This window comes from Rhodoblastus acidophilus (assembly GCF_009720655.1).
Classification (GTDB): Bacteria; Pseudomonadota; Alphaproteobacteria; order Rhizobiales; family Beijerinckiaceae; genus Rhodoblastus; species Rhodoblastus acidophilus_A.
Genome location: NZ_WNKS01000010.1, coordinates 47,658 through 68,199 on the forward strand (window position 1 = coordinate 47,658; position 20,542 = coordinate 68,199).

Genomic DNA, 20,542 nt, shown 5'->3' on the forward strand with positions numbered 1-20,542 from the left:
CCGCGCGTCGCGAGCGACGCACAGCTCCACCAGCCGGTCGCGCCGGGCGCCACGGCTCCCGCCCACCCGCAGCCCACAAAAACTCCTTGCCATTTGCGCCGCACCGCTTTCATTGGCCGCGAAACTCACAAGCGGAGTGATTCTCATGAGCCAGCATGTCGCCGTCCTGATGGGCGGGCTGTCGAGCGAACGCAGCGTGTCGCTCCGCTCCGGCGAGGCCTGCGCCAAGGCCTTGGAGGCCGAAGGGTTCCAAGTCACCCGCGTCGATGTCGGCCGCGATGTGGCGACCGTGCTCACGGCGCTCAAACCCGACGTCGCGCTGAACGCCCTGCACGGGCCGGGCGGCGAGGACGGGGCGATTCAGGGCCTCCTCGAAGTCCTGCGCATTCCCTACACCCATTCCGGCGTCCTCGCTTCCGCCCTTGCCGCCAACAAGGACAAGGCGAAAGTGGTGATGGCCGCCGCGGGCGTGCCGGTTCCCTCGGGAAAGACGGTGACGCGCTTCGAGGCGGCGAAAGCCCACGTGCTGCCGCCCCCCTATGTGCTGAAGCCGGTCTCCGAGGGGTCCTCCTACGGCGTGTTCATCGTGAAGACAGGTTGCTCGCATCCGCCGCAGGAGCTGTTGCGCACGGACTGGTCGCATGGCGACATGATGCTGGCGGAGACTTTTGTCGCGGGACGCGAACTGACCTGCGCGGTGCTGGGCGACCGGGCGCTGGGGGTGACCGAGATCAACTCGGTATCCAGCGAGTGGTACGATTTCGATTCGAAATACAAGCCGGGCGGCTCCATCCACGAACTTCCGGCGAAAATTAAAGAAAATATTTACTTAAACATTCAAGAGTTGGCGCTCAAGGCGCACAAGGCGCTCGGCTGCCGCGGCATCAGCAGGACTGACTTCCGTTACGACGACACCCCCGGAGGTACTGGGGAACTCGTCGTGCTGGAGGTCAACACCCAGCCCGGAATGACCGAGACCTCGCTCGCGCCCGAAATGGCCGCCCATGCGGGCATGACATTCGGCGAGTTGGTGAAATGGATGGTGCGGGACGCTTCCTGCGATCGTTAATCCGGTTTCGGCTGGCGCCCCCCATAGCGCCGGCTTTTGCCGGCGCGTCCGCTTCAGGTAATGGGCCGGCTTTTGCCGGCGCGTCCGCAACTGGCAAAGGGCCGGCTTTTGCCGGCGCGTCCCCGGCGGGCCAGCCGGTCTTTGCCGGCGCGACCGCCGCTCGCCCGTCGCGCCCGACCAAAATCTTCCCCCGCGCCCGGCAGAGCCAGCGCGGCGACACACGCGCGGCGATCGCCCGTTTTCTCGCCCGGCCGGGCGTCACCTTCAGCCTCGGCCTCGCCTTTTTCGCCGCCGTCGGACTTTTTGGCGCGCAGCGCGGCGGCCAGTACGACGCTTTCGTGAAAGCGAACGGCGCCCCCACCGACATCGTCGCCCGGGCGCTTGGCTTCGGGCTGGACACCGTCACCATTTCAGGGACGCTCGAACTGAACGAGGCGCAAATTCTCAAGGGGGCCGGCGTCAACGGCTTGCAATCCCTGCCGTTCCTCGACGCCGGCGAGCTGCGCGCGCGGCTGATGACCATGCCGCTGGTCAAGAACGCCCAGATTCGCAAACTGCTGCCCAACCGGCTCATCATCGAAATCACCGAACGCACGCCGCACGCCGTCTGGCAGAAGGACGGGGTGATCCGCATCGTCGCCGCCGATGGCGCGCCGATCGATGATTTCCACGAGGCCCGCCACGCCCGCCTGCCCTTCGTGGTGGGCGAGGACGCCAACAACCGAATCGGCGAATATCTGGCGCTGCTCGACGCGGCCGGAGAATTGAAGGACAAGGTGCGCGCGGGGATCCTGGTGTCCAAGCGACGCTGGACCCTGTCGATGAGCAATGGCGTCGAGGTGATGCTGCCGGAGAAGGATGCGGCCGCCGCCTTGCGCCAGCTGGCGCGGCTCCAGTCCGACAGCCGCATTCTCGACAAGGACATCGTGTCGCTCGACTTTCGCACCCCCGGACGGCTGTTCGTGCGGCTGACGGAAGAGGCCGCCGCCGCCCGCGCCGCAAGCGCGCCGCACAAGGGAGCGCCCAAATGACCCAACCGCTCGTCCTTCCGCGTCTCAAACCGCTTTCGCCGCGCAAGAGCGCCACGCTCTGCGTGCTCGACATCGGCTGTTCGAAAGTCGTGTGCCTGATCGCGCGGCTGGAGCCGGTGGAAAGCTCCGACGCCTTGCGCGGTCGCACCCATCGCGCCCGCATTCTCGGCATCGGCCACCAGCGCTCGCGCGGGGTCAAGGCGGGCGTGGTCGTCAACATGGAGGAGGCGGAGGCCTCGGTGCGCCTCGCCGTGGACGCCGCCGAGCGCATGGCGCGCGTTCAGGTCGAGAGCGTCATCGTCGCCAATGCCGGCGGGCGGCTGTCGGCCGCCTGTTTCCAGGCCAATGTGCCGATCTATGGCGCGGGGGTCACCGCCAACGACCTGCACCGCGTGCTGGAGGCGACCGCGCTGCGCACGGCGCAGCCGGGCCGCTCCGTGCTGCACAGCCTGCCCAACGGCTTTTCGCTCGACGGCGCCTCGGGCATCCGCGATCCCCGCGGCATGATGGGCGAAAAGCTTGGCGCGCAATTCCACGTGGTGTCGGCTGATTCCGCCGCGCTGCGCAATCTGATGCTGGCGATCGAGCGCTGCCACCTCTCGGTGGAGGCCGTGGTCGCCACGCCCTATGCGGCGGGGCTGTCGGTGCTGGTCGACGATGAGGCACAGCTCGGCGCCATCGTGCTCGACATCGGCGGCGGTTCGGTGAGCACGGGCGTGTTTCAGGACAGCAAGCTCGTCCACGCCGACGCTTTTGCACTCGGCGGCCGCCATGTGACCATGGACATCGCCCGCGTCCTCAACATCCCGCTTCGCGATGCGGAGCGGCTGAAGACGCTGCACGGCAGCGCGATTTTTTCGCCCTCCGACGAGCGCGAGACATTGCCGATCGTCCAGGTTGCGGAAGACCGCGACAATCCCGCTCACATCCCGCGCGCCCATCTCAACCGGATCATCGCCCCGCGCGTCGAAGAAATTTTGGAGCTGGCCCGCGACCGCCTCAACGCGGCGGGACATCCGGTCGCCGGGCGACGGGTTGTTCTCACCGGCGGCGCCAGCCAGCTCACGGGCCTGCCGGACGCGGCGCGACGGATTCTCGGCGGACAAATCCGCATCGGCCGCCCGCTCGGCGTGCAGGGCCTGCCGGATTCGGCCAAGAATCCCGGCTTCGCCGTCGCGGTCGGCCTGCTGATCTATCCGCAATTTTCGGCCGGCGAATATTTCGAGCCCGGCCGCTCCGGCGTGTCCGCGCCGGTTTCGAAGGGCTATTTTGGACGGATGGGCCGCTGGCTGCGCGAGAGTTTTTGATCTGCTTGTCGTCGTCCCTGGCCGTCGGGGTTGGCGCGCCCGTTCGACGGGCTTGGTCAAGCCCCGCGCAAGCGAATCATGGCGAGCTTGATCTGCGATTCGTGAGCGGACGCGTTCAAGACCGACGCGGCTGCGGCGAGGCCGGTAAAAATTTCGACGCGCGGCGAGCCTTGCGCATCAAAGTCTCCGCAATGTGGTGGACGAAAAGTTAACGGCGTTAACGAAATTCTAACGATATTGCGGCGAAGTCATACAAGCTTGGGATCATTCCACCTGCGCTGCCCAGAACTGCCCAGACCTGGTGAGGACAAGAGGCCGACATGACGATTAACCTGCAAGCGCCACAGTTGCGCGAACTGAAGCCCCGGATCATGGTGTGCGGCGTCGGCGGCGCCGGCGGAAACGCGGTCAACAACATGATCGCCTCCGGCCTTGCCGGCGTCGATTTCATCGTCGCCAACACTGACGCTCAGGCGCTGACCAGCAGCAAGGCCGAGCGGATCATCCAGATGGGCTTGCAGGTAACCGAGGGTCTGGGCGCCGGCTCGCAGCCGGAAATCGGCCGCGCCTCCGCCGAAGAGGCCATGGAGGAAATTCGCGACCACCTCACCGGCGCGCACATGTGCTTCGTCACGGCCGGCATGGGCGGCGGCACCGGCACCGGCGCGGCCCCGGTGATCGCGCGCACCGCCCGCGACATGGGCATCCTCACCGTCGGCGTCGTCACCAAACCGTTCCAGTTCGAGGGCGCCCGGCGCATGCGCGTCGCCGACCAGGGCATCGAAGAGCTGCACAAGGCCGTCGACACCCTGATCGTCATCCCGAATCAAAACCTGTTCCGCGTCGCCAACGAGCGCACCACCTTCGCCGACGCCTTCTCGATGGCCGACCAGGTGCTCTATTCCGGTGTCGCCTGCATCACCGACCTGATGGTGCGCGAAGGCCTGATCAACCTCGACTTCGCCGACGTCCGCGCCATCATGCGCGACATGGGCAAGGCGATGATGGGCACGGGCGAAGCCTCCGGCGACCGCCGCGCCATTCTCGCCGCCGAAGCCGCCATCGCCAACCCGCTGCTCGACGAAGTGTCGATGAAGGGCGCGCGCGGCCTGCTGATCTCGATCACCGGCGGCAACGACCTCACCCTCTACGAGGTGGACGAGGCGGCCAGCCGCATCCGCCAGGAAGTGGACGAGGACGCCAACATCATCCTCGGCGCGACCTTCGATTCCAGCCTCGACGGCATCATCCGCGTCTCCGTGGTCGCCACCGGCATCGACAAGCCGCTGGGCGCCTATGACGTTAACGAGCAGCGCCTCGCCGAAGCCGGCGAGCGCCTGCGCGCCCAGGCCGCCGCCCAGGCCGCCGCCCGCGCCGAGAACGCCGCCCGCAGCGCCCAGGGCCAGCCGCCGGCGCCGGCCCAGATGCCGATCCAGCAGACGCCCGCGCAGCAGATGTCCGCGCCGACCCAGGAGCCGATGTATGCGCCGGAGCCCGCTCCGGCCCCGCAGATGGAGGCCGCGCAAGCCTACTACCCCGCGCCGGCCGACCAGGGCTACGCCCCGCAGCACGCCGACGTGCAGATCACCCGCGTGGCGCAGCAGCCCTATCATGCGCCTGCGCCCGTCCCGCAGGTTCGCCAGGCCCAGGCGCCGCAGCAGCAGATGTACATTCCGCCGGCCGCCGAACAGCCGCAAAGCCGCCGCATGCCCAGCATCGACGACCTGCCGATTCCCGGCCAGAATCTTCTGCGCGGCCAGCAGCCGGTCGAGGCGGAGCCCGAGACCAAGCGCCGCACCCTTCTGGAGCGTCTCGCCAATTTCGGCATGAGCCGCGCCGACGAGCTGCGCGCCCACCAGGGCGCCCCGCAGCCGCAGATCGCCCCGCCGCAGGGCTACGCGCAGCAGAGGCCGGCGCCCGTCCACGCCGAATATGCCCCGCGCCCGCAACAGCAGCGCCCCGCCGACGGCCGCGCCCTGCCGCGCCCCGAGGAGGACCAGCTGGAAATCCCGGCCTTCCTGCGCCGGCAGAGCCGCTGAGGCGAGAAACCAACAAGAAACCCGCCGCGAGGCGGGTTTTTTTGTTTGGGGACGATGGCCTTGGGACCGCCCTACTTCAGGCCCATCTTGCGAAACAGGAACTCCGGCGGACAGAAGCCGGTGAAAGCCGACTGGATCAGGTTGAGCCCGATGAAGATCGTGAACAGCAGGAACCAGGGAGAGACGAAATAGACCAGCGCGACCGAGACGAGCACCATCGTCCCGGCCAGCGCGCGAACAGCGTTGTTGAGTGTCATGAGCGGGCTCCTTGTCTTATATATTCGATTATATTAATGTATGAGAGTCAAATCAAGCGGGCTGCGGCGTTCGGCGTCATTTACTCCAGGCGCCGATCCGTTAGGCTCATGTGAAAAGAAGGCGGTGTCGCTTGACCCTCGATCTTCATTCGCGACCGAACGTGCTGCCTTGGCCTCCCGTCATTTTTGGCATCGCCTGGATTGTCGGCTTCGCCCTGGAGCAGTTCGCGCCCACAGGCGACGTGCTGCCGCACTGGGCGCTGACGATCGGCCGGGTGATGGCGGCGGCCGGGATCGCGCTCGACCTCTGGGCGATGGGAACCATGACCTCGGCGGGCACCAACATCATGCCCAACCATGGCGCGGCGCATCTGGTGACCTCCGGCCCGTTCGCCTGGACGCGCAACCCGATCTATTTCGGCAACACCCTGGTCACGCTCGGCATCGGCCTGGGGCTGGGCGCCCTGTGGTTCGTGCCGCTCGCCTTCGCCGCCGCTTATTTCGTCGAGCGCCTGGCGATCCGCCGGGAGGAGGCGCATCTCGCCGCCCGCTTTGGAGCGGCGTGGAGTTCCTATGCGGCGAAAACGCCCCGCTGGTTCTGGTAAGCTGCGTCGGCCTTGCGTCGTTTGATCGCACAGGTCGCCGCCGAACGCTGTTGACGCTCGAGCTTGACCGGCCCAATCTTTCCGTCGATTTTTTCTCGTTCGACGCGCGCCCTGGTTCACGGCCGGCGGGCGCGAAAAAGAATTTCGTTGGGGTCCGTCATGCGGTGCGGTCATTCTGGCGGTCAGGGCTGGTGGGGATGCAAGGCGGCGAGCCTGCGCGCCGCGTGCGCGCCGACGATCGGCATCCCGGAAACGCCGCTCTCCGCCGAGGCGCACAAGGCCGTGCTCCGCGCGCTCGACGACGAATACCGCGCCCAGGCTTTTTATCGCGCCGTGCTCGGCAAATTTCCCTACGCCCTGCCCTTCCTGCCCATCGCCGAATCCGAGGAGCGCCACGCCGCCGCCCTGACCAGCATCCTCGACGCCTATGGCGCGCCGACGCCGCCCAATCCCCATCTCGACAGCCCCGAAATTCTGGAGAGCGTGCCCGGCACGCTGGCCTGCGCCTGCGAGGCGGCGGTCGAGGACGAGATTCGCAACGACCGCCTCTATGCGGAAGAGCTTCTTCCGGAGGTCGCGGCCTATCCGGTCATCGCGCAAGTCTTTGAAGCCCTGATGCGGGCGTCGCGCGAATGCCATCTGCCGGCCTTCCGCTCGTTCGCCGAAGCTTACCGGATGAAGCGGCCGCTGACGCAGGCGCCGGCATAGCTTGCGGGACGTCGCGGAAAGGCGCAAACCTGACCTCCGCGGAAGGGGAGAACTGATGGATCGCCGGCTGATCGTGCGCAATGGAATTGTCGTCTTGGCCGCCGCGCTCGGCGCCGCGCCCGCGCTGGCTCAGGCCAAAAAAAGCCCGGTGGACGTCCGCGCCATCCTCGACGATCCCGACGCGCCGGTCGGCGGCGACCCCAAGGGCGACGTCCCCATCGTCATCTTTTTCGACTATCTCTGCCCCTCCTGCCGCAAGGCCATGCCGGAACTGGCGCGCCTCGCGCGCGACGACGGCCATATAAAACTGATCTACAAGGACTGGCCGATTCTTTCGAAGACTTCGGTGGTCAGCGCCAAGCTCGCTTTGGCAGCGCGCTACCAAGGCAAGCATGAGGTCGCCCACAAGACCCTCATGGCCCTGTCGGGACCGCGCACGGAGGAGGACATGACCAAGGCGCTGGGCGCCGCGGGAATCGACCTCGCCCGCCTGCAAGCCGACCTCGACTCCCACGACGCCGAAATCGTCGCGCTGTTGCAGCGCAATCGCGAACAGGCGGAGGCGCTCGGCCTGCCGGGCACGCCGGTTTTCCTGATCGGCCCCTACAAGATTGCGCAACCCCTCGACTACGAAGGTTTCAAGCGCGTCGTGACGCAAGTGCGCGGACGATAGTCGCGATACATTCACACATTCATATTTTTATGATAATCATTGCCGCCAGCCGGCGCCCGCGCTCATCGCAGGGCGTCGCCGCAAGGAATGGAGACGCTTATGCGTATTTGGATCGCCGCCGCAACTCTGGCCGTCGTCGCGCCCGCCTGGGCCGAAGCGCCCAGCCCCGAACTCAAAGCCAAGGCGGTCGAACTCGTCCAGGCCTATGGCGGCAAACTCAAGGCGGCGCTGGGCTCCGCCATCGAGACGGGCGGCGCGGAAGGCGCGCTGGAGGTCTGCAACAAGCAGGCGCCGGTCATCGCCGCCGAGATTTCTGGAGACAGCGGCTGGTCGGTGGCGCGCACCAGCCTGAAGCCGCGCAATGCCGCCTCCGCCCCCGACGCCTACGAGCGCAAGATCATGGAGTCGTTTGTCGCCCGCATCGCCAAGGGCGAAAAGGCCGCCGACCTCGCCAGCGCCGAGGTGGTCGACGAGAATGGTCAAAAAGTGTTCCGGTTCGTGAAGGCCATTCCGACCGGCGAGGTCTGCCTCACCTGTCACGGCGAGAACGTCGCGCCGGAATTGCAGCAGAAGATCAAGGCGCTTTACCCGCAGGACCAGGCGCTGGGTTTTAGGGAAGGCGACATGCGCGGCGCCTTCACCCTGAAAAAAACCTTGGCCGCACAGTGATGCGCGCGCTCGCTGTTGCGGCGTTCCTGCTGGCCACGGGCGCCGCGCAGGCGGAAATCGTGCTCGACCATCCCTGGGCGCAGCCGACGCCGCCCAAGGCGGTGGTCGGTCGCGCCTATGTCAAAATCTTCAATCATTCCGCCGAAATGGATCATCTTGTCGGCGTGAAGACGGACGCGGCGCTGAGCACGGAAATCGCGGGCATCCGCATCCTTCAGGATGTCCCCAACCTGCGCCGGCTCTACAACATCGACATTCCCGCGGAGCGCAGCTTCAGCTTTGCGCCGGGCGGCTATCACATCCTGATGCGCAACCTGAAAAAACCGCTGGTCGCGGGAGACAAGATCAACGGCGAGCTGATTTTCGAAAATGCCGGATCTGTACCGGTGGTGTTCACGGTCGAGGCGGGACCGTAACAAAATCCTTGGCCCCGCCATCGCCCGTCGAGACGGCGCGGACGCGCCTCCTCAGGATGAGGGCTGGATGGTCGTGCAAGTTCCAACAAGTAGCCCTCACCCTGAGGAGCCCGCTTTAGCGGGCGTCTCGAAGGGCGGGGGCGGTCCACGGCGCCAGCGCCTCATCCCGCCTTGCGCGCGACGATCACCGCTTCCTGCCCCTCGGCGAACCTGAAAATCTCCACGCCCATGCCGGCGTCTTCAAACGCCTGCGCGATCTCCACCGCGCGCAAAAGGTGGTTGCCCTGCACGTGCTCCGTCAGGTTCTGGAAGGCAAACCCTTGGCGCGCGGGCGTGCGCAATTGCGCGCGATCCTCGGGCCAGTCCGGCTCCCAGATCGCCACGACGCCGCCCGGTTTCAGCGCGTCGCGCAGCCGCGCGATGAATGTCTGCGCGCCCGCCTCCCAGACATGGTGCAAAGCGCGGTTCATGGCGATCAGATCGGCCTTTTCGTCCAGCTCGAACGCGTGCAGATCGCTCTGCACAAAACTGAGCCGGTCGCTCATGCCGGCCTGCTCCGCCAAAGCGCGGGCCTGCACAATATTTCCTTCAAACCCGTCGACGCCAAGGCCGCGCAGAAGCGGCCGGTCGCGCAGCAGCGCTCGCAAATACCAGCCGTTGCCGCAGCCGAGATCGACGACGAGACCGCCGCGCTCCGCCACCTCGGCAAAGACAGGCAGGTTTGGCGCGATCATTTTTCGGAACAGCCGCGAGAACGATCCCTCCAGCATCGGGCCGAACAGCGGGCCGAGCGTTTCGCGCTCGAACATCACGGCCTCGCCGGGACGGGCGCCGTCGCGCATGAACGAGGCCGCGCGCTCCGCCATGTGCATGCTCATCATGGCGTGGCCCGCCACGGGCATCAGCGTGTCCTCGCTCTCCGGGTCGAGCGCCGCCCCCATTTCGGACAGGCGGAAATTGTCGCCGTCCGCCTCCAGCAGGCCGAAGGCGTAAGCAGCGTCGCACCAGCGCCGCACATAGCCTTCATCCATGCAAGCGGCATGCGCCAGCGCCTCCACGCGCGCCGAACCTAAGCCGCGCAGCGCCGAAAACAGCCCGTTGGCGACGCCGATATAACCAAGGCCCAGCGTCTGCGCGCCGCGCGCCATCTCACGAAACCGGGTTTTGAGATCGCTCATCGACTCACCTGACAACAGGGTAATCGTAGCGCGCCCAGTGCGAAATGCCGCCACCCAAATGCCCTTCGGCGTTCAACCCCATTTTTTCCGCGCGGCGCAGCGCATTTTTCGAACGCATGCCCGAGGCGCAGTAAAAAATGATCGGCTTGTCCTTCGGCAATTTCGCCGCCGCCTGGTCGAAGCGCGACAGCGGCGCGTGGATCGCGCCGGGAATGCGGCCGCCGGCCCATTCGTTGTCCTCGCGGACATCGACCAGCACATGCGTGTTCTCGCGCAGGAGATCGCGCAACTCGCCAGGGTTGAACGTCTTGACGTTTCCGCCGGCGCCAAACAGCCATCCAAACATAGCATTCTCCTTACGCGGTCACCGGGCCGCCAGCGGCCTTCCAGGCGGAGATGCCGCCAACAAGGTTTTGCACATCGGTAAAACCCATATCGAACAGGGTCTTCGCCGCGAGCGTCGAGCGACCGCCGCTGGCGCAATAGACGATCATGCGCCGGGCGGCGGCCAGTTCGGGCTTGTGCATCGGGCATTCGGGATCGGCGAAAAATTCCAGAAAACCGCGCGGCGCGGAAAAGGCGCCCGGGATGGCGCCGGTCGCGACTTCGGCGCCCTCACGCACGTCGACGAACAGGACGGAAGGATCGCCGACCAGCGGCAGCGCCTCATCTACGGAAATCGTCGCGACCTCGGCATTCGCTTCCGCGAGCAGGGCCTTAAAACCTTTTTTCAGCGGCGGGGTCAGGGTCATCTGAAACTCCTTGGGTTCGAGAGGGGCAAAAGGACGAGGCCAGCGCCTCGATGAACCGGCTCACGTTCTCGTTGGCGAGCCGGTAGGTGACGGTTTGGCCGTTGCGGCGCGCGACCACGAGCCGGTCGTGGCGCAAATGGGCGAGCTGCTGCGAAGCTTGCGCCAGGGGCGCGCCGGCGGCCTCCGCCAGCTCGCTCACGGAGGATTCGCCGTGAGCCAACGCGCAGAGCAGACGCAGGCGCGTCGGATTGGCGAAATTTTTTAAGAATTCGCTCGCCGCCTCGACGGGAAGTGTGTCGCGCTTGACAACCATGCGCCTGTATTCTCATATATACGAATATTTGTAAAGGCAGCCCCCATGCACAGTCTCCTCCGATCCGCCGCGCTTCCCCTGCTGCTCGCCGCCCTTCCGGCCTGGGCCGGGGAAATCACGGTGAGCCAGCAGACGGTCCCCAACATGAAGGCGATCTTCGGCCAGGCCGAGAGCCGCGAAATCGTTCCGGCGCGCACGCGAATCGGCGGCACCATCGTCCAGCGCAATGTCGACGAGGGCGCGCAGGTCAAGGCGGGCGACGTAATCGCCGTGGTCGCGGACCAGAAACTCGCCCTTCAGGCGCAATCGCTCGACGGCCAGATCAGCGCGCTGGTCTCGCAGGTGGAGAACGCCGAGGTGGCGCTCAAGCGCGCCCAGGATCTGTTGAAGAGCGGATTTACCACCCGAGCCGCCTTCGACCAGGCGAAGACCAACGCCGACGTGCTCGCCCACCAGCTCGATTCAATGAAGGCGCAGCGCGCCGTGGTCGCGCAGCAGACCCGCGAGGGCGAGATCCTGGCGCCCAAGGACGGTCGTTTGCTGACCATCGCCGTCGTTCCCGGCGCCGTGGTCCAGCCCGGCGAGCCGATCGCGCGCGTCGCCTCTGGAACGCTCTATCTGCGTCTCGCCCTGCCTGAGCGCCACGCGCCGCTGCTGCAATTGGGCGCGCCGGTGAAGGTCGCGCCGCGCGTGGCCGGCGGTCCGTCTCGGCAAGGAAAAATTGTGCGCATCTATCCCGAACTCGACAACGGCCGCGTCATCGCCGACGCCGAGGTCGAGAACATCGACAATTATTTTGTCGGCGAGCGCGTGCGCGTGTTCGCGCCTGTGGGCGAGCGCACCGCGCTGTTCATTCCCCGCGCCGCCATCACCACACGCTCGGGCGTCGATTACGTGAAACTGGCGCGCGCGGACGGCCCGCTCGACGTCGCTGTTGTGTTCACCGACACGGACGACCCCCAAAAAATTGAAATTCTTTCGGGCCTGAAGGCCGGCGACCGGATCGTGACGCCATGACTGACATGAGCCAAAAGAAGGGCCTCGGCCTCGCGGGCGCGCTGACCAAAACCTTTATCGCCTCGCCGCTCACCCCCCTGCTGCTGATCGCCGCGCTGGCGCTCGGTCTGCTCGCGCTCGTCAACCTGCCGCGCGAGGAGGAGCCGCAAATCTCGGTGCCCATGGTCGACATCATGGTGCAGGCCAACGGTCTGCGCGCCGAGGACGCCGTAAAACTGGTCACGGAGCCGCTCGAAACCATCGTCAAGGGCATCAACGCCGTCGAGCACGTCTATTCCAAGACCTATGACGACAAGGCGATCATCACCGCGCGCTTTCTGGTGGGCACGTCGACGGACGCCGCCATCCTGCGCGTGCATGAAAAAATCCGCGCCAACATGGACAAGATTCCCGCGGGCGTGCCAGAGCCGCTGATCGTCGGGCGCGGCATTGACGATGTCGCCATCGTCACGCTGACGCTGACGCCGAAACCCGAAGCGGCGGACCGCTGGACGGCGGGCGCGCTGACCGATGTCGCGCGCGAATTGCGCACGGAGCTGGCGAAGCTGGAAGATGTGGGCCTCAGCTATCTCGTTGGCGACCAGGCGCAGGAAATCCGCATCGAGCCCGACCCGGCGGGCCTCGCGCGCTACGGCGTGACGCTGCAACAACTCGCCGCCAAGGCGCAAGGCGCCAACAGCGCGATGGAGTTAGGCCTCGTGCGCCAGTCGGGCTTGCAAGTGGAGACGCTGGCCGGGCGCACGCTGCAAACCCTGCCCGAAATCGGTAATTTGCTCATCACCACGCGCGACGGCCGCCCGGTCTATCTGCGCGACGTGGCGAAGGTCACTTTTGTTGACGCCCCCAACGAGACGCGCGTCACCCATGTGGCCCGCACTGAGGACGGCTTGCGCACGACGCCGGCCGTCACCATCGCGCTGGCCAAGCGCGCCGGCGCCAACGCCGTGGTGATTTCCGAACGCATCGTCGAACAGCTCGAACATCTCAAGGGGGCGACTGTCCCCGCCGACATCGAGGTGAAGGTCACGCGCAATTACGGCGAGACGGCCAATGAAAAGGCCAACGAGCTTCTGTTCCATCTTGGCCTCGCCACCGTTTCCATCGTGCTGCTCGTCGCCGTCGCCATCGGCTGGCGCGAGGCCATCGTCGTCGCCGTGGTCATTCCCACCACCATCCTGCTGACCCTGTTTTCGGCATGGATCATGGGCTACACGCTCAACCGCGTCAGCCTGTTCGCCCTGATTTTTTCGATCGGCATTCTGGTCGACGACGCCATTGTCGTCATTGAAAACATCGCGCGGCACTGGGCGATGCGCGACGGCCGCACGCGGATGCAAGCGGCGATTGACGGCGTGAACGAGGTCGGCAACCCGACCATTGTCGCCACGCTCACCGTGGTCGCGGCGCTGCTGCCGATGCTGTTCGTGTCCGGCCTGATGGGCCCCTACATGAGCCCGATCCCGTCCAACGCCTCGGCCGCGATGATTTTTTCCTTCTTCGCCGCCGTGATCATCACCCCCTGGCTGATGCTCAAGATCGCGGGCAAGGCGCCGCTGCACGGCGAGGCCGCCGGCGGCGGCCGGATGGGCGCGTTCTACCGGCGCGTCGCGGCGCCGGTGCTGCGCAGCCGCAAGTCATCGAAAAAATTCCTGACGGCGGTCGGCATCGCCACCCTCGCCTCGCTCAGCCTGTTCTATTTCAAGGCGGTGACGGTCAAACTGCTGCCGTTCGACAACAAGCCGGAGCTGGCCATCGTCGCCGACCTGCCGGCGGCAACCTCGGTGGAGGAAACCAACCGCATCCTGGCCGACGCGGTGCGGCGGCTCAAGGACGTCCCGGAAATCCAGTCGTTCGAGACTTATGCGGGAACGGCGGCGCCCTTCAACTTCAACGGCCTCGTACGCCATTACTACATGCGCTCCACGCCCCAGTCGGGCGACGTGCAGATCAACCTGTCGCCCAAGGACAAGCGCAAGCGCGCTAGCCACGAGATCGCTCTCGAAGTGCGCGAAAAGTTGAGGGGAATCGACCTTCCGCCGCGCGGTTCCCTAAAAGTGGTCGAACCGCCGCCGGGTCCGCCGGTGCTGTCCACCCTGCTCGCGGAAGTCTATGGCCCGGATGCGGACACGCGCCGCGCGGTGGCGGCGCAGATTCGCAAAGCCTTCGAGTCCTCCTCGTTCATCGTCGACGTCGATGACACCTTCGGCGTGCGCGCGCCGCGCCAGCGCGTCGAGATCGACCAGGATTCGCTGGAGTTCTTCGGCGTGCAACAGAGCGACGTGTTCGACACGCTGCGCCGACTCTATGGCGGCGATGTCGTCGGCTATTCGCATCGCGGCGGCCGCCAGCCGCTGCCGATCCGGCTGGCGCTGGCGAAAAACCATCGCGAGCTGAATGAACTGGCGTTGACCACCCCCGTGCCCGCCAACAGCCTGCCGGGCAGCCGCTCCATCGTCGAACTCGGCGACGTCACCCGCGTGACGACCGAGCTGTCGTCCTTCCCCATTTTCCGTCACAACAGTCGCCCGGCGGAAATGGTGATGGCGGAACTGGCCGGCGCCTATGAGGCGCCGCTCTACGGCCAGCTCGCGGTCTCCGCGGAGCTGGACAAGATGCAATGGTCGGAAGGGACTCCCAAGCCGGAGATCATCCTGCACGGCCAGCCGCTCGACGAGAGCAAGCCGAAACTGTTGTGGGACGGCGAATGGGAAGTCACCTGGGTGACGTTCCGCGACATGGGCGGCGCCTTCCTGGCGGCGCTGGTGGGGATCTACATTCTGGTGGTGGCGCAGTTCAAGAGCTTCAAGCTGCCGTTGGTGATCCTGACGCCGGTTCCGCTGACCTTCATCGGCATCATGTTCGGCCACTGGCTGTTTCACGCGGCCTTCACCGCGACCTCCATGATCGGGTTCATCGCGCTGGCCGGCATCATCGTGCGCAATTCCATCCTGCTGGTGGATTTCGTCCGCCACGGCGATTCTTCGCAAGGGCTGAAACACCTGCTGCTGGAAGCCGGCGCGATCCGCTTCAAGCCGATCCTGCTCACCGCGCTCGCGGCGATGATCGGCGCGGTGACCATCCTCAGCGACCCGATTTTCCAGGGGCTGGCGCTCTCGCTGCTGTTCGGCCTCGCTTCTTCCACGGCGCTGACGGTGCTGGTCATCCCGGCGATTTATGTGGTGCTGCGCGGAGGCGAAGACTACGATCTGACCTGATCAACCCAGCGCCTGCGCGGCGTCCGCGTCGACGAACAGAAAAAGTTCGCCGACCGGACGCAGATGCGCCGCCGGCAGCGTGCGGTCGCCGCTGAGGAGGCGCGCGAGAACCGCGCTCTTTTCGGCGCCGGTGATCAGAAACGCCACGCGGCGGCTGCTCTCGATCGCCGGATAAGTCAGGGTGATCCGGGCGAGTCCGGTCGGGTCTTTCGTCGCCGCCGTCCAGCTTTGGCGCTCGCAAAGCGCGGCGTCGCCAGGGAACAGCGAGGCCATATGGCCGTCTTCGCCGAGACCGAGCAGCGTGACGTCGAACAGCGGCCGCGCCGCGGTGAGCAGCGCGACGCCATGAAACGCCAGGAGTTCGCGCTGGTAAGCCTGCGCCGCGGCTTCCGCATCCTCCGCGCGCGTGTCGACCGGATGGATGTTTTGGACGGGAATGGGAACGCGCGCCAAAAAGGTTTCGCGCGCCGATCGATAATTGCTGCGGGGGTCGTCGTGCGCAACAAAACGTTCGTCGCCCCAAAAAATATGCGCGCGCGCCCAGGGAAATTCATCGCGAAAGGGCGGCGCCGCAAATTGCTCGTAGAGCGGGCGCGGCGTTTCGCCGCCCGCAAGGGCGAGGGCGAACGCGCCCTCGGTTCCCAAGGCCAGGGAAAGCAGCCATTGCGCCGCCCGCGTCGCCACGGTTTTTGCATCGCCCAGCACTTCGAGCGTGTATCCCGACTCCCCCGCGCCTTCAGGCATGGTCACGCCGCTTCTATGGGCAGCCAGCGCCGTCCTTCGCGCGCCAGCAGCGCGTCGGCTTCGGCGGGGCCAGCGCCGCCCGAGACGTAGGCCGGCAGGTCGGCGCTTGCCGCCCAGGCGTCGAGAACCGGTTGCACGATGCGCCAGGTCTGCTCCACCATGTCGGCGCGCATGAACAGGGTCTGGTCGCCGGTCATCACGTCATGGATCAGGGTTTCGTAGCCGATGTTGGGTTCTTTCGGGAACCAGTCGTCGTAGCGGAAATCCATGCGCACCGAGGCGAGGTCCATCGCCGGCCCCGGCCGCTTGATCTCGAATTGCAGCGAAATGCCTTCGTCCGGCGCGATGCGCAGATGCAGCCAGTTGGGCCGCATCCCTTCGACGGCGTCGCGAAACGGCGTGGACGGCGCCGGCTTGAAGCGGATAGCGAGTTCGGTCAGGCGTTTCGAAAGGTGTTTTCCCGTGCGCAGGTAGAAGGGCACGCCCGCCCAGCGCCAATTTTCGATTTCGAGCCGCATGGCGACATAAGTTTCAATGCCGGAATTTTGCGCGACATTCGCCTCGTCGCGGTAGCGCTTCTTCGGTCGGCCCAAGACGTCGCCGGCGCCATACTGGCCGCGAACGGCGCAGCCCGGCTCGACCTCAGGGATGGCGGCGAGCACTTCGGCCCTCTTTGAGAGCATGTGCGCGGCGTCAAAACGCACCGGAGGCTCCATCGCCACCATCGACAGCAGCGTGAGCAGATGATTGGGCAGCATGTCGCGCAGCGCGCCGGTCTGCTCATAAAATTTTCCGCGCGTCTCCACGCCCACCGTCTCGGCGGCGGTGATTTGAATGTGATCGATGCGGTCGCGATTCCAGATCGGCTCGAACAAACCGTTGCCGAAACGGAACGCCATAATGCTGCGCACCGTGTCCTTGCCAAGGAAATGGTCGATGCGAAAAATCTGGTCTTCACTGACGATTTTTTGCAGCTGCGCGTTGAGGGCGCGGGCCGAGGCGAGATCGTGGCCGAACGGCTTTTCGATCACCAGCCGGCGCCAATGTTTGCGGACTCCGTCTTCGTCTTGGGGCTGGTCGAGCAGATGCGCCGCGCTGAGGTTTTGGGTCACGACATCAAAAAGTTGCGCGGCGATGGCGAGATAGAAAATGGCGTTGCCTTGCGTCGCCGTCCTGGCGTCGAGTTCGCCGCGCAGCGTCTCGTAGAAACCGGCGTCGGCGAGGTCGCCGGGAAGAAAAGTCATCCGCTCGGCGAGGCGCCGCCATGCGTTCTCATCAATGGCGCCGCGAATGTATTTTTCCAGGGAGGCGCGCAGGTCGTCGCGCCAGGCTTGTGTCGTCGTCCGCCCCCGCGCCACGCCGATGAGGGCAAAGGACTCCGGCAGCGCGTTTGTCCGCGAAAGGTTGTAGAGCGCCGGGATCACCAGCCGATGGGTAAGATCGCCGGTGGCGCCGAACAGAACCAGCGCGCAAGGGTCCGCCGGCGTCGGCGGGCGACGCGGCGGTGAGGCGACCATGCGCGCCTTGCAGGTCAGGTCCTCCATTCAGCTCTCCTTGCCGGATTCGACCTCGGCCACCGCCTCGACCGCCTCGCGCCCGCCTTCGAAATGGCGGCCGAAGCCGAAGCGCAGCGCCGACAGCAGTTTTTCGCCGAACCCATGCGCACGCCGCGAGCGGAAGCGCGCGTAGAGCGCAGCGGAGAGGACGTTCGCGGGGACGGCTTCCTCGATGGCGGCCTCGATGGTCCAGCGCCCCTCGCCGGAATCCTCAACCACGCCCGAAAAATTTTCGAGATGCGGGTCCTTGGCGAGCGCCGCCGCGCCGAGGTCGAGCAGCCAGGAGGAAACCACGCTGCCGCGCCGCCAGACCTCGGCGATGTCGGCAAGGTTGAGGTCAAAGCGTTCGTGCGCCGGAAGGTCTGCCGCGTCGCGGTTGCGCAAAATATCAAAACCTTCGGCATAGGCCTGCATCAGGCCGTATTCGATGCCGTTGTGCACCATCTTGACGAAATGGCCGGCGCCCGAGGGGCCCGCGTGAATGTAGCCGCGCTCGGCGCGCGGGTCGCCGCTTTCGCGGCCGGGCGTGTGCGGGACATCGCCGGGGCCAGGGGCCAGGGCGGCAAAGATCGGATCGAGATGTTTGATCGCCGCCTCGGGGCCGCCGATCATCAGGCAATAGCCGCGCTCAAGGCCCCACACTCCGCCGGAGGTTCCGCAATCGACATAGGCGACGCCCTTCTCGGCAAGTTGGCGCGCGCGAAAAATGTCGTCCTTGTAGAAGGTGTTGCCGCCGTCCACGATGATGTCGCCGGGCGCAAGCAGCGCGGCAAGGTCATCAACGGCTTGCTGCGTCGCCGGTCCAGCGGGCAGCATTAGCCAGACGGTGCGGGGCGGCTCCAGCTGTTGCGCCAGTTGCGCCAGCGAACCGGCGTCCGTCGCGCCCTCGCCGACCAGCGCGGCGCGTGCGGAAGCGTCGCGGTCGTGGACGACGCATTCGTGGCCCGCCTTCATCAGGCGGCGGGCCATGGCCCCGCCCATCCGCCCCAGTCCGACCATGCCGATCCGCATAAAAACCTCCGGCACGGGTAACGCCCGAAAGGCCGACGCGGTTCGTATCGGTTACGGATAAGTTTGTGGCCCGCCCCGGTGCGTCGCGGCGGCTCTGGCGCTCGGCCTCAAGCCGCTTCAGCCGACATGCGCCAAGCGTTGCCTTTCCAAGGCGGCATGGAGTTTTTCGAAGGCGTCGGCGAAAAGTTTCACCCCGTCGACGACCAAAGCTCTGGTGATCTCGTCGAGCGACACGCCGCGCCGCTCAAGCTCGGACATGACGATCCTGGCGCCTTCGACATCCTCGCGAATGGCGTTCGGACGCACCGCGCCGTGTTCTCGAAAAGCGTCCATGGCGGCGGGCGGCAGGGTGTTCACCGTATCCGGGCCGATCAGCTCCTCGACATAGATCGTGTCCCGGTATTCGGGATTTTTCACGCCGGTTGAGGCCCACAACAGCCGCTGCGTGCGCGCGCCAGCCTGCGCCAGAGCCTGCCAGCGCGTCTCGGCGAACAGGCTTTCGTAGCGTTCATACGCAAGCTTGGCGTTGGCGATGGCCGCCTTGCCGCGCAGGGGATCGCCAGGCTCAAGCCGCTTGTCCACTTCGGTGTCGATGCGGCTGACGAAAAAGCTGGCGACGCTGGCGACGCGCGAAACGTCGCCGCCGTTTTTCGCAAATTCCTCCAGGCCCTCGATATAGGCCTGCGCCACCTGCTCATAGACATCGACGGCGAACAGCAGCGTGATGTTGATGTTCACGCCGGACGCGATCAGGCGTTTGATGGCGGGCAAGCCGGCAAATGTCGCGGGAACCTTGACCATAAGATTGGGCCGGTCGACGGTCTTCCACAGCCGCTGCGCCTCCGCGACCGTAGCCTCCGTGTCGTCGGCGAGCAAAGGCGAGCATTCCAGGCTGACGTAACCGTCGCGGCCATGTGTTTCGCTGTACACGGAGGCCAGCACGTCGGCGGCGGCGCGAATGTCGGCGATGGCCAGATGTTCGTAGATCGCGCCAGCGTCACGGTCGCCCTGCGCCAGAAACTCGCGAATGGCGCCATTATATTCATCCGACTGGCCGATGGCTTTTTCGAAGATCGACGGATTGGAGGTCACCCCCTTGATCCCGTCGCGCGTCATCATCTCTTGCAGTCCGCCCTGCGCGACAAAACTGCGCTTGAGGTTGTCGAGCCAGGGCGATTGCCCGCAGGTTTCGAGCTGTTGCAACGGATTCATGGCGCCTTCTCCAACTGCCGCCGCGCGGCGGCGGCACGGCCTCGCGCGTAAAACCGAACCTTAGCATGAGATCGGCGGCGGGCGCAGACGTGCCGACATATCGTTCCCAGCCGCGCATGTCTTTCGAACAACGCGCGCACGCCATCGGGGACGAGAAAGGACGCATCTTCCGGCCAGCCACAAACGCGCTTGGTTGTCGTCTCAAATCCAGCACAGATTGCTCGGGCGCAGGTCAAGGGCATCTGGAAGGCGCGAAGCGGCGGCACGGGCGGGCGTAAGCTCTTGCCGCCGGGGGCGCCAATGATTTTATATAGGTCAGCTCGAACTGGAGACATCGATGAGCGAGGAATGGCAGTTTCAAATCCGCGCCACCCTGACGGACCGCGCGGCTGAATTGATTTGCGAAGGCGGCGCGGCGCCGGAGCTGGAGGCGCTCATCACCGTCGCCGAGCGGCATAACGCGCAAATCCGCAACCAGTACGAGGCCTTCGCCGAGTTTTGTTCGGAGGCCGAGGCCGCCGGCGAGACGCAGAGCCCGCTCTACAAATGGACCAAGGTCACCATCGACGATCCGGCCAAGGCCGCCAAGCACAAGAAAATCGTCACATTTTATGTGAACGGCGACGAGGTTTACGCGCGAGATGCTGCGGAAGCGCTGGAAGCCGATCTCAAGCCGCTGGTCGGCGGGCCGCTGGTGGTCAAGGTCAACAAGTACGATTCCAATCCGGCGAACAATCCGCAGCCGCCCGCGCATTTGATGTCGTAAGAGC

Annotated in this window: 21 protein-coding genes; 12 read left to right on the forward strand and 9 right to left on the reverse strand. The window is 65.9% G+C overall.

The window, feature by feature from the left end:
• Positions 1-145 precede the first annotated feature (145 nt).
• From GJ654_RS12160 to ftsZ, 4 genes are all read left to right on the forward strand, one after another.
• The gene (locus GJ654_RS12160; RefSeq protein WP_155446427.1) at positions 146-1,069 is read left to right on the forward strand and encodes a D-alanine--D-alanine ligase; all 924 of its coding nucleotides are present in this window, start codon (positions 146-148) and stop codon (positions 1,067-1,069) included.
• Complete coding sequence (locus GJ654_RS12165) at positions 1,036-2,100, forward strand: cell division protein FtsQ/DivIB (protein ID WP_155446428.1); 1,065 nt, start codon at positions 1,036-1,038, stop codon at positions 2,098-2,100. The genes GJ654_RS12160 and GJ654_RS12165 overlap by 34 nt, the downstream gene beginning before the upstream one ends.
• The gene (gene ftsA / locus GJ654_RS12170; protein WP_155446429.1) at positions 2,097-3,407 is read left to right on the forward strand and encodes a cell division protein FtsA; all 1,311 of its coding nucleotides are present in this window, start codon (positions 2,097-2,099) and stop codon (positions 3,405-3,407) included. Before GJ654_RS12165 ends, ftsA begins: the two co-directional genes overlap by 4 nt.
• 320 nt (positions 3,408-3,727) lie before the next feature.
• Entirely contained in the window at positions 3,728-5,446 is a 1,719-nt protein-coding gene (gene ftsZ, locus GJ654_RS12175) for a cell division protein FtsZ (protein ID WP_155446430.1), read from the forward strand.
• A 71-nt stretch (positions 5,447-5,517) separates the two neighbouring features.
• Here the strand turns inward: ftsZ and GJ654_RS12180 are convergent, their stop codons facing one another.
• Positions 5,518-5,703 carry a YgaP family membrane protein gene (locus GJ654_RS12180; RefSeq protein WP_155446431.1) on the reverse strand — a complete coding sequence of 62 codons (186 nt, stop codon included), beginning with the start codon at positions 5,701-5,703 and terminating at the stop codon, positions 5,518-5,520.
• Positions 5,704-5,834: 131 nt separating this feature from the next.
• Here GJ654_RS12180 and GJ654_RS12185 point away from each other — a divergent pair, with 131 nt between their 5' ends.
• The 5 genes from GJ654_RS12185 to GJ654_RS12205 all read left to right on the forward strand — a co-directional run bounded on the left by GJ654_RS12185 (position 5,835) and on the right by GJ654_RS12205 (position 8,774).
• On the forward strand, positions 5,835-6,308 hold the full coding sequence (locus GJ654_RS12185; protein WP_155446432.1) for a methyltransferase family protein: 474 nt from the start codon (positions 5,835-5,837) through the stop codon (positions 6,306-6,308).
• A gap of 159 nt (positions 6,309-6,467) precedes the next feature.
• Positions 6,468-7,016, forward strand: coding sequence for a ferritin-like domain-containing protein (locus GJ654_RS12190; RefSeq protein WP_196305536.1), 549 nt, complete (start codon positions 6,468-6,470; stop codon positions 7,014-7,016).
• A gap of 55 nt (positions 7,017-7,071) precedes the next feature.
• On the forward strand, positions 7,072-7,689 hold the full coding sequence (locus tag GJ654_RS12195; protein WP_155446433.1) for a DsbA family protein: 618 nt from the start codon (positions 7,072-7,074) through the stop codon (positions 7,687-7,689).
• Positions 7,690-7,788: 99 nt separating this feature from the next.
• Complete coding sequence (locus GJ654_RS12200; RefSeq protein WP_246664723.1) at positions 7,789-8,358, forward strand: Tll0287-like domain-containing protein; 570 nt, start codon at positions 7,789-7,791, stop codon at positions 8,356-8,358.
• Complete coding sequence (locus GJ654_RS12205) at positions 8,358-8,774, forward strand: copper chaperone PCu(A)C (RefSeq protein WP_155446435.1); 417 nt, start codon at positions 8,358-8,360, stop codon at positions 8,772-8,774. Before GJ654_RS12200 ends, GJ654_RS12205 begins: the two co-directional genes overlap by 1 nt.
• 161 nt (positions 8,775-8,935) lie before the next feature.
• Here GJ654_RS12205 and GJ654_RS12210 read toward each other — a convergent pair whose 3' ends face one another.
• Genes GJ654_RS12210 through GJ654_RS12225 form a run of 4 tightly spaced genes read right to left on the reverse strand, consistent with a single transcriptional unit; the run spans position 8,936 to position 11,017 of the window.
• On the reverse strand, positions 8,936-9,952 hold the full coding sequence (locus tag GJ654_RS12210; protein WP_155446436.1) for a class I SAM-dependent methyltransferase: 1,017 nt from the start codon (positions 9,950-9,952) through the stop codon (positions 8,936-8,938).
• Positions 9,953-9,956: 4 nt separating this feature from the next.
• Positions 9,957-10,298: a rhodanese-like domain-containing protein gene (locus GJ654_RS12215; RefSeq protein ID WP_155446437.1), complete on the reverse strand. Its 342-nt coding sequence runs from the start codon at positions 10,296-10,298 to the stop codon at positions 9,957-9,959.
• A gap of 10 nt (positions 10,299-10,308) precedes the next feature.
• On the reverse strand, positions 10,309-10,704 hold the full coding sequence (locus GJ654_RS12220; RefSeq protein WP_155446438.1) for a rhodanese-like domain-containing protein: 396 nt from the start codon (positions 10,702-10,704) through the stop codon (positions 10,309-10,311).
• A complete protein-coding gene (locus tag GJ654_RS12225; protein ID WP_155446439.1) occupies positions 10,670-11,017 on the reverse strand; it encodes an ArsR/SmtB family transcription factor in 348 nt (115 codons plus the stop codon). Before GJ654_RS12225 ends, GJ654_RS12220 begins: the two co-directional genes overlap by 35 nt.
• Before the next feature lie 45 nt (positions 11,018-11,062).
• On the opposite strand from GJ654_RS12225, the gene GJ654_RS12230 reads away from it, so the two are divergent.
• Both GJ654_RS12230 and GJ654_RS12235 read left to right on the forward strand, forming a co-directional pair.
• A complete protein-coding gene (locus GJ654_RS12230; RefSeq protein WP_155446440.1) occupies positions 11,063-12,034 on the forward strand; it encodes an efflux RND transporter periplasmic adaptor subunit in 972 nt (323 codons plus the stop codon).
• A gap of 5 nt (positions 12,035-12,039) precedes the next feature.
• On the forward strand, positions 12,040-15,249 hold the full coding sequence (locus tag GJ654_RS12235; RefSeq protein ID WP_425540385.1) for an efflux RND transporter permease subunit: 3,210 nt from the start codon (positions 12,040-12,042) through the stop codon (positions 15,247-15,249).
• On the opposite strand, the gene pgl is transcribed toward GJ654_RS12235, so the two are convergent.
• From pgl to tal, 4 genes are all read right to left on the reverse strand, one after another.
• Entirely contained in the window at positions 15,250-15,993 is a 744-nt protein-coding gene (gene pgl / locus GJ654_RS12240) for a 6-phosphogluconolactonase (protein ID WP_155446492.1), read from the reverse strand. It lies immediately after the preceding gene.
• A gap of 2 nt (positions 15,994-15,995) precedes the next feature.
• A complete protein-coding gene (zwf, locus tag GJ654_RS12245; RefSeq protein WP_246664724.1) occupies positions 15,996-17,537 on the reverse strand; it encodes a glucose-6-phosphate dehydrogenase in 1,542 nt (513 codons plus the stop codon).
• Positions 17,538-18,560, reverse strand: coding sequence for a phosphogluconate dehydrogenase (NAD(+)-dependent, decarboxylating) (gene gnd / locus GJ654_RS12250; protein WP_155446494.1), 1,023 nt, complete (start codon positions 18,558-18,560; stop codon positions 17,538-17,540).
• A 117-nt stretch (positions 18,561-18,677) separates the two neighbouring features.
• Positions 18,678-19,772, reverse strand: a complete 1,095-nt coding sequence (gene tal / locus GJ654_RS12255) for a transaldolase (protein ID WP_155446442.1) — start codon at positions 19,770-19,772, stop codon at positions 18,678-18,680.
• A gap of 337 nt (positions 19,773-20,109) precedes the next feature.
• Between tal and GJ654_RS12260 the strand changes: the two genes are divergently transcribed.
• Positions 20,110-20,538, forward strand: a complete 429-nt coding sequence (locus GJ654_RS12260) for a hypothetical protein (protein ID WP_155446443.1) — start codon at positions 20,110-20,112, stop codon at positions 20,536-20,538.
• Positions 20,539-20,542: the final 4 nt, after the last annotated feature.

Bases quoted from the DNA above. Each gene is read 5' to 3' on its own strand.
- GJ654_RS12160 (WP_155446427.1), top strand. From the start codon at position 146: ATGAGCCAGCATGTCGCCGTCCTGATGGGCGGGCTGTCGAGCGAACGC.
- GJ654_RS12165 (WP_155446428.1), top strand. From the start codon at position 1,036: ATGGATGGTGCGGGACGCTTCCTGCGATCGTTAATCCGGTTTCGGCTG.
- ftsA (WP_155446429.1), top strand. From the start codon at position 2,097: ATGACCCAACCGCTCGTCCTTCCGCGTCTCAAACCGCTTTCGCCGCGC.
- ftsZ (WP_155446430.1), top strand. From the start codon at position 3,728: ATGACGATTAACCTGCAAGCGCCACAGTTGCGCGAACTGAAGCCCCGG.
- GJ654_RS12180 (WP_155446431.1), bottom strand. From the start codon at position 5,703: ATGACACTCAACAACGCTGTTCGCGCGCTGGCCGGGACGATGGTGCTC.
- GJ654_RS12190 (WP_196305536.1), top strand. From the start codon at position 6,468: ATGCGGTGCGGTCATTCTGGCGGTCAGGGCTGGTGGGGATGCAAGGCG.
- GJ654_RS12195 (WP_155446433.1), top strand. From the start codon at position 7,072: ATGGATCGCCGGCTGATCGTGCGCAATGGAATTGTCGTCTTGGCCGCC.
- GJ654_RS12200 (WP_246664723.1), top strand. From the start codon at position 7,789: ATGCGTATTTGGATCGCCGCCGCAACTCTGGCCGTCGTCGCGCCCGCC.
- GJ654_RS12205 (WP_155446435.1), top strand. From the start codon at position 8,358: ATGCGCGCGCTCGCTGTTGCGGCGTTCCTGCTGGCCACGGGCGCCGCG.
- GJ654_RS12210 (WP_155446436.1), bottom strand. From the start codon at position 9,952: ATGAGCGATCTCAAAACCCGGTTTCGTGAGATGGCGCGCGGCGCGCAG.
- GJ654_RS12215 (WP_155446437.1), bottom strand. From the start codon at position 10,298: ATGTTTGGATGGCTGTTTGGCGCCGGCGGAAACGTCAAGACGTTCAAC.
- GJ654_RS12220 (WP_155446438.1), bottom strand. From the start codon at position 10,704: ATGACCCTGACCCCGCCGCTGAAAAAAGGTTTTAAGGCCCTGCTCGCG.
- GJ654_RS12225 (WP_155446439.1), bottom strand. From the start codon at position 11,017: ATGGTTGTCAAGCGCGACACACTTCCCGTCGAGGCGGCGAGCGAATTC.
- GJ654_RS12230 (WP_155446440.1), top strand. From the start codon at position 11,063: ATGCACAGTCTCCTCCGATCCGCCGCGCTTCCCCTGCTGCTCGCCGCC.
- GJ654_RS12235 (WP_425540385.1), top strand. From the start codon at position 12,040: ATGAGCCAAAAGAAGGGCCTCGGCCTCGCGGGCGCGCTGACCAAAACC.
- pgl (WP_155446492.1), bottom strand. From the start codon at position 15,993: ATGCCTGAAGGCGCGGGGGAGTCGGGATACACGCTCGAAGTGCTGGGC.
- zwf (WP_246664724.1), bottom strand. From the start codon at position 17,537: ATGGAGGACCTGACCTGCAAGGCGCGCATGGTCGCCTCACCGCCGCGT.
- gnd (WP_155446494.1), bottom strand. From the start codon at position 18,560: ATGCGGATCGGCATGGTCGGACTGGGGCGGATGGGCGGGGCCATGGCC.
- tal (WP_155446442.1), bottom strand. From the start codon at position 19,772: ATGAATCCGTTGCAACAGCTCGAAACCTGCGGGCAATCGCCCTGGCTC.
- GJ654_RS12260 (WP_155446443.1), top strand. From the start codon at position 20,110: ATGAGCGAGGAATGGCAGTTTCAAATCCGCGCCACCCTGACGGACCGC.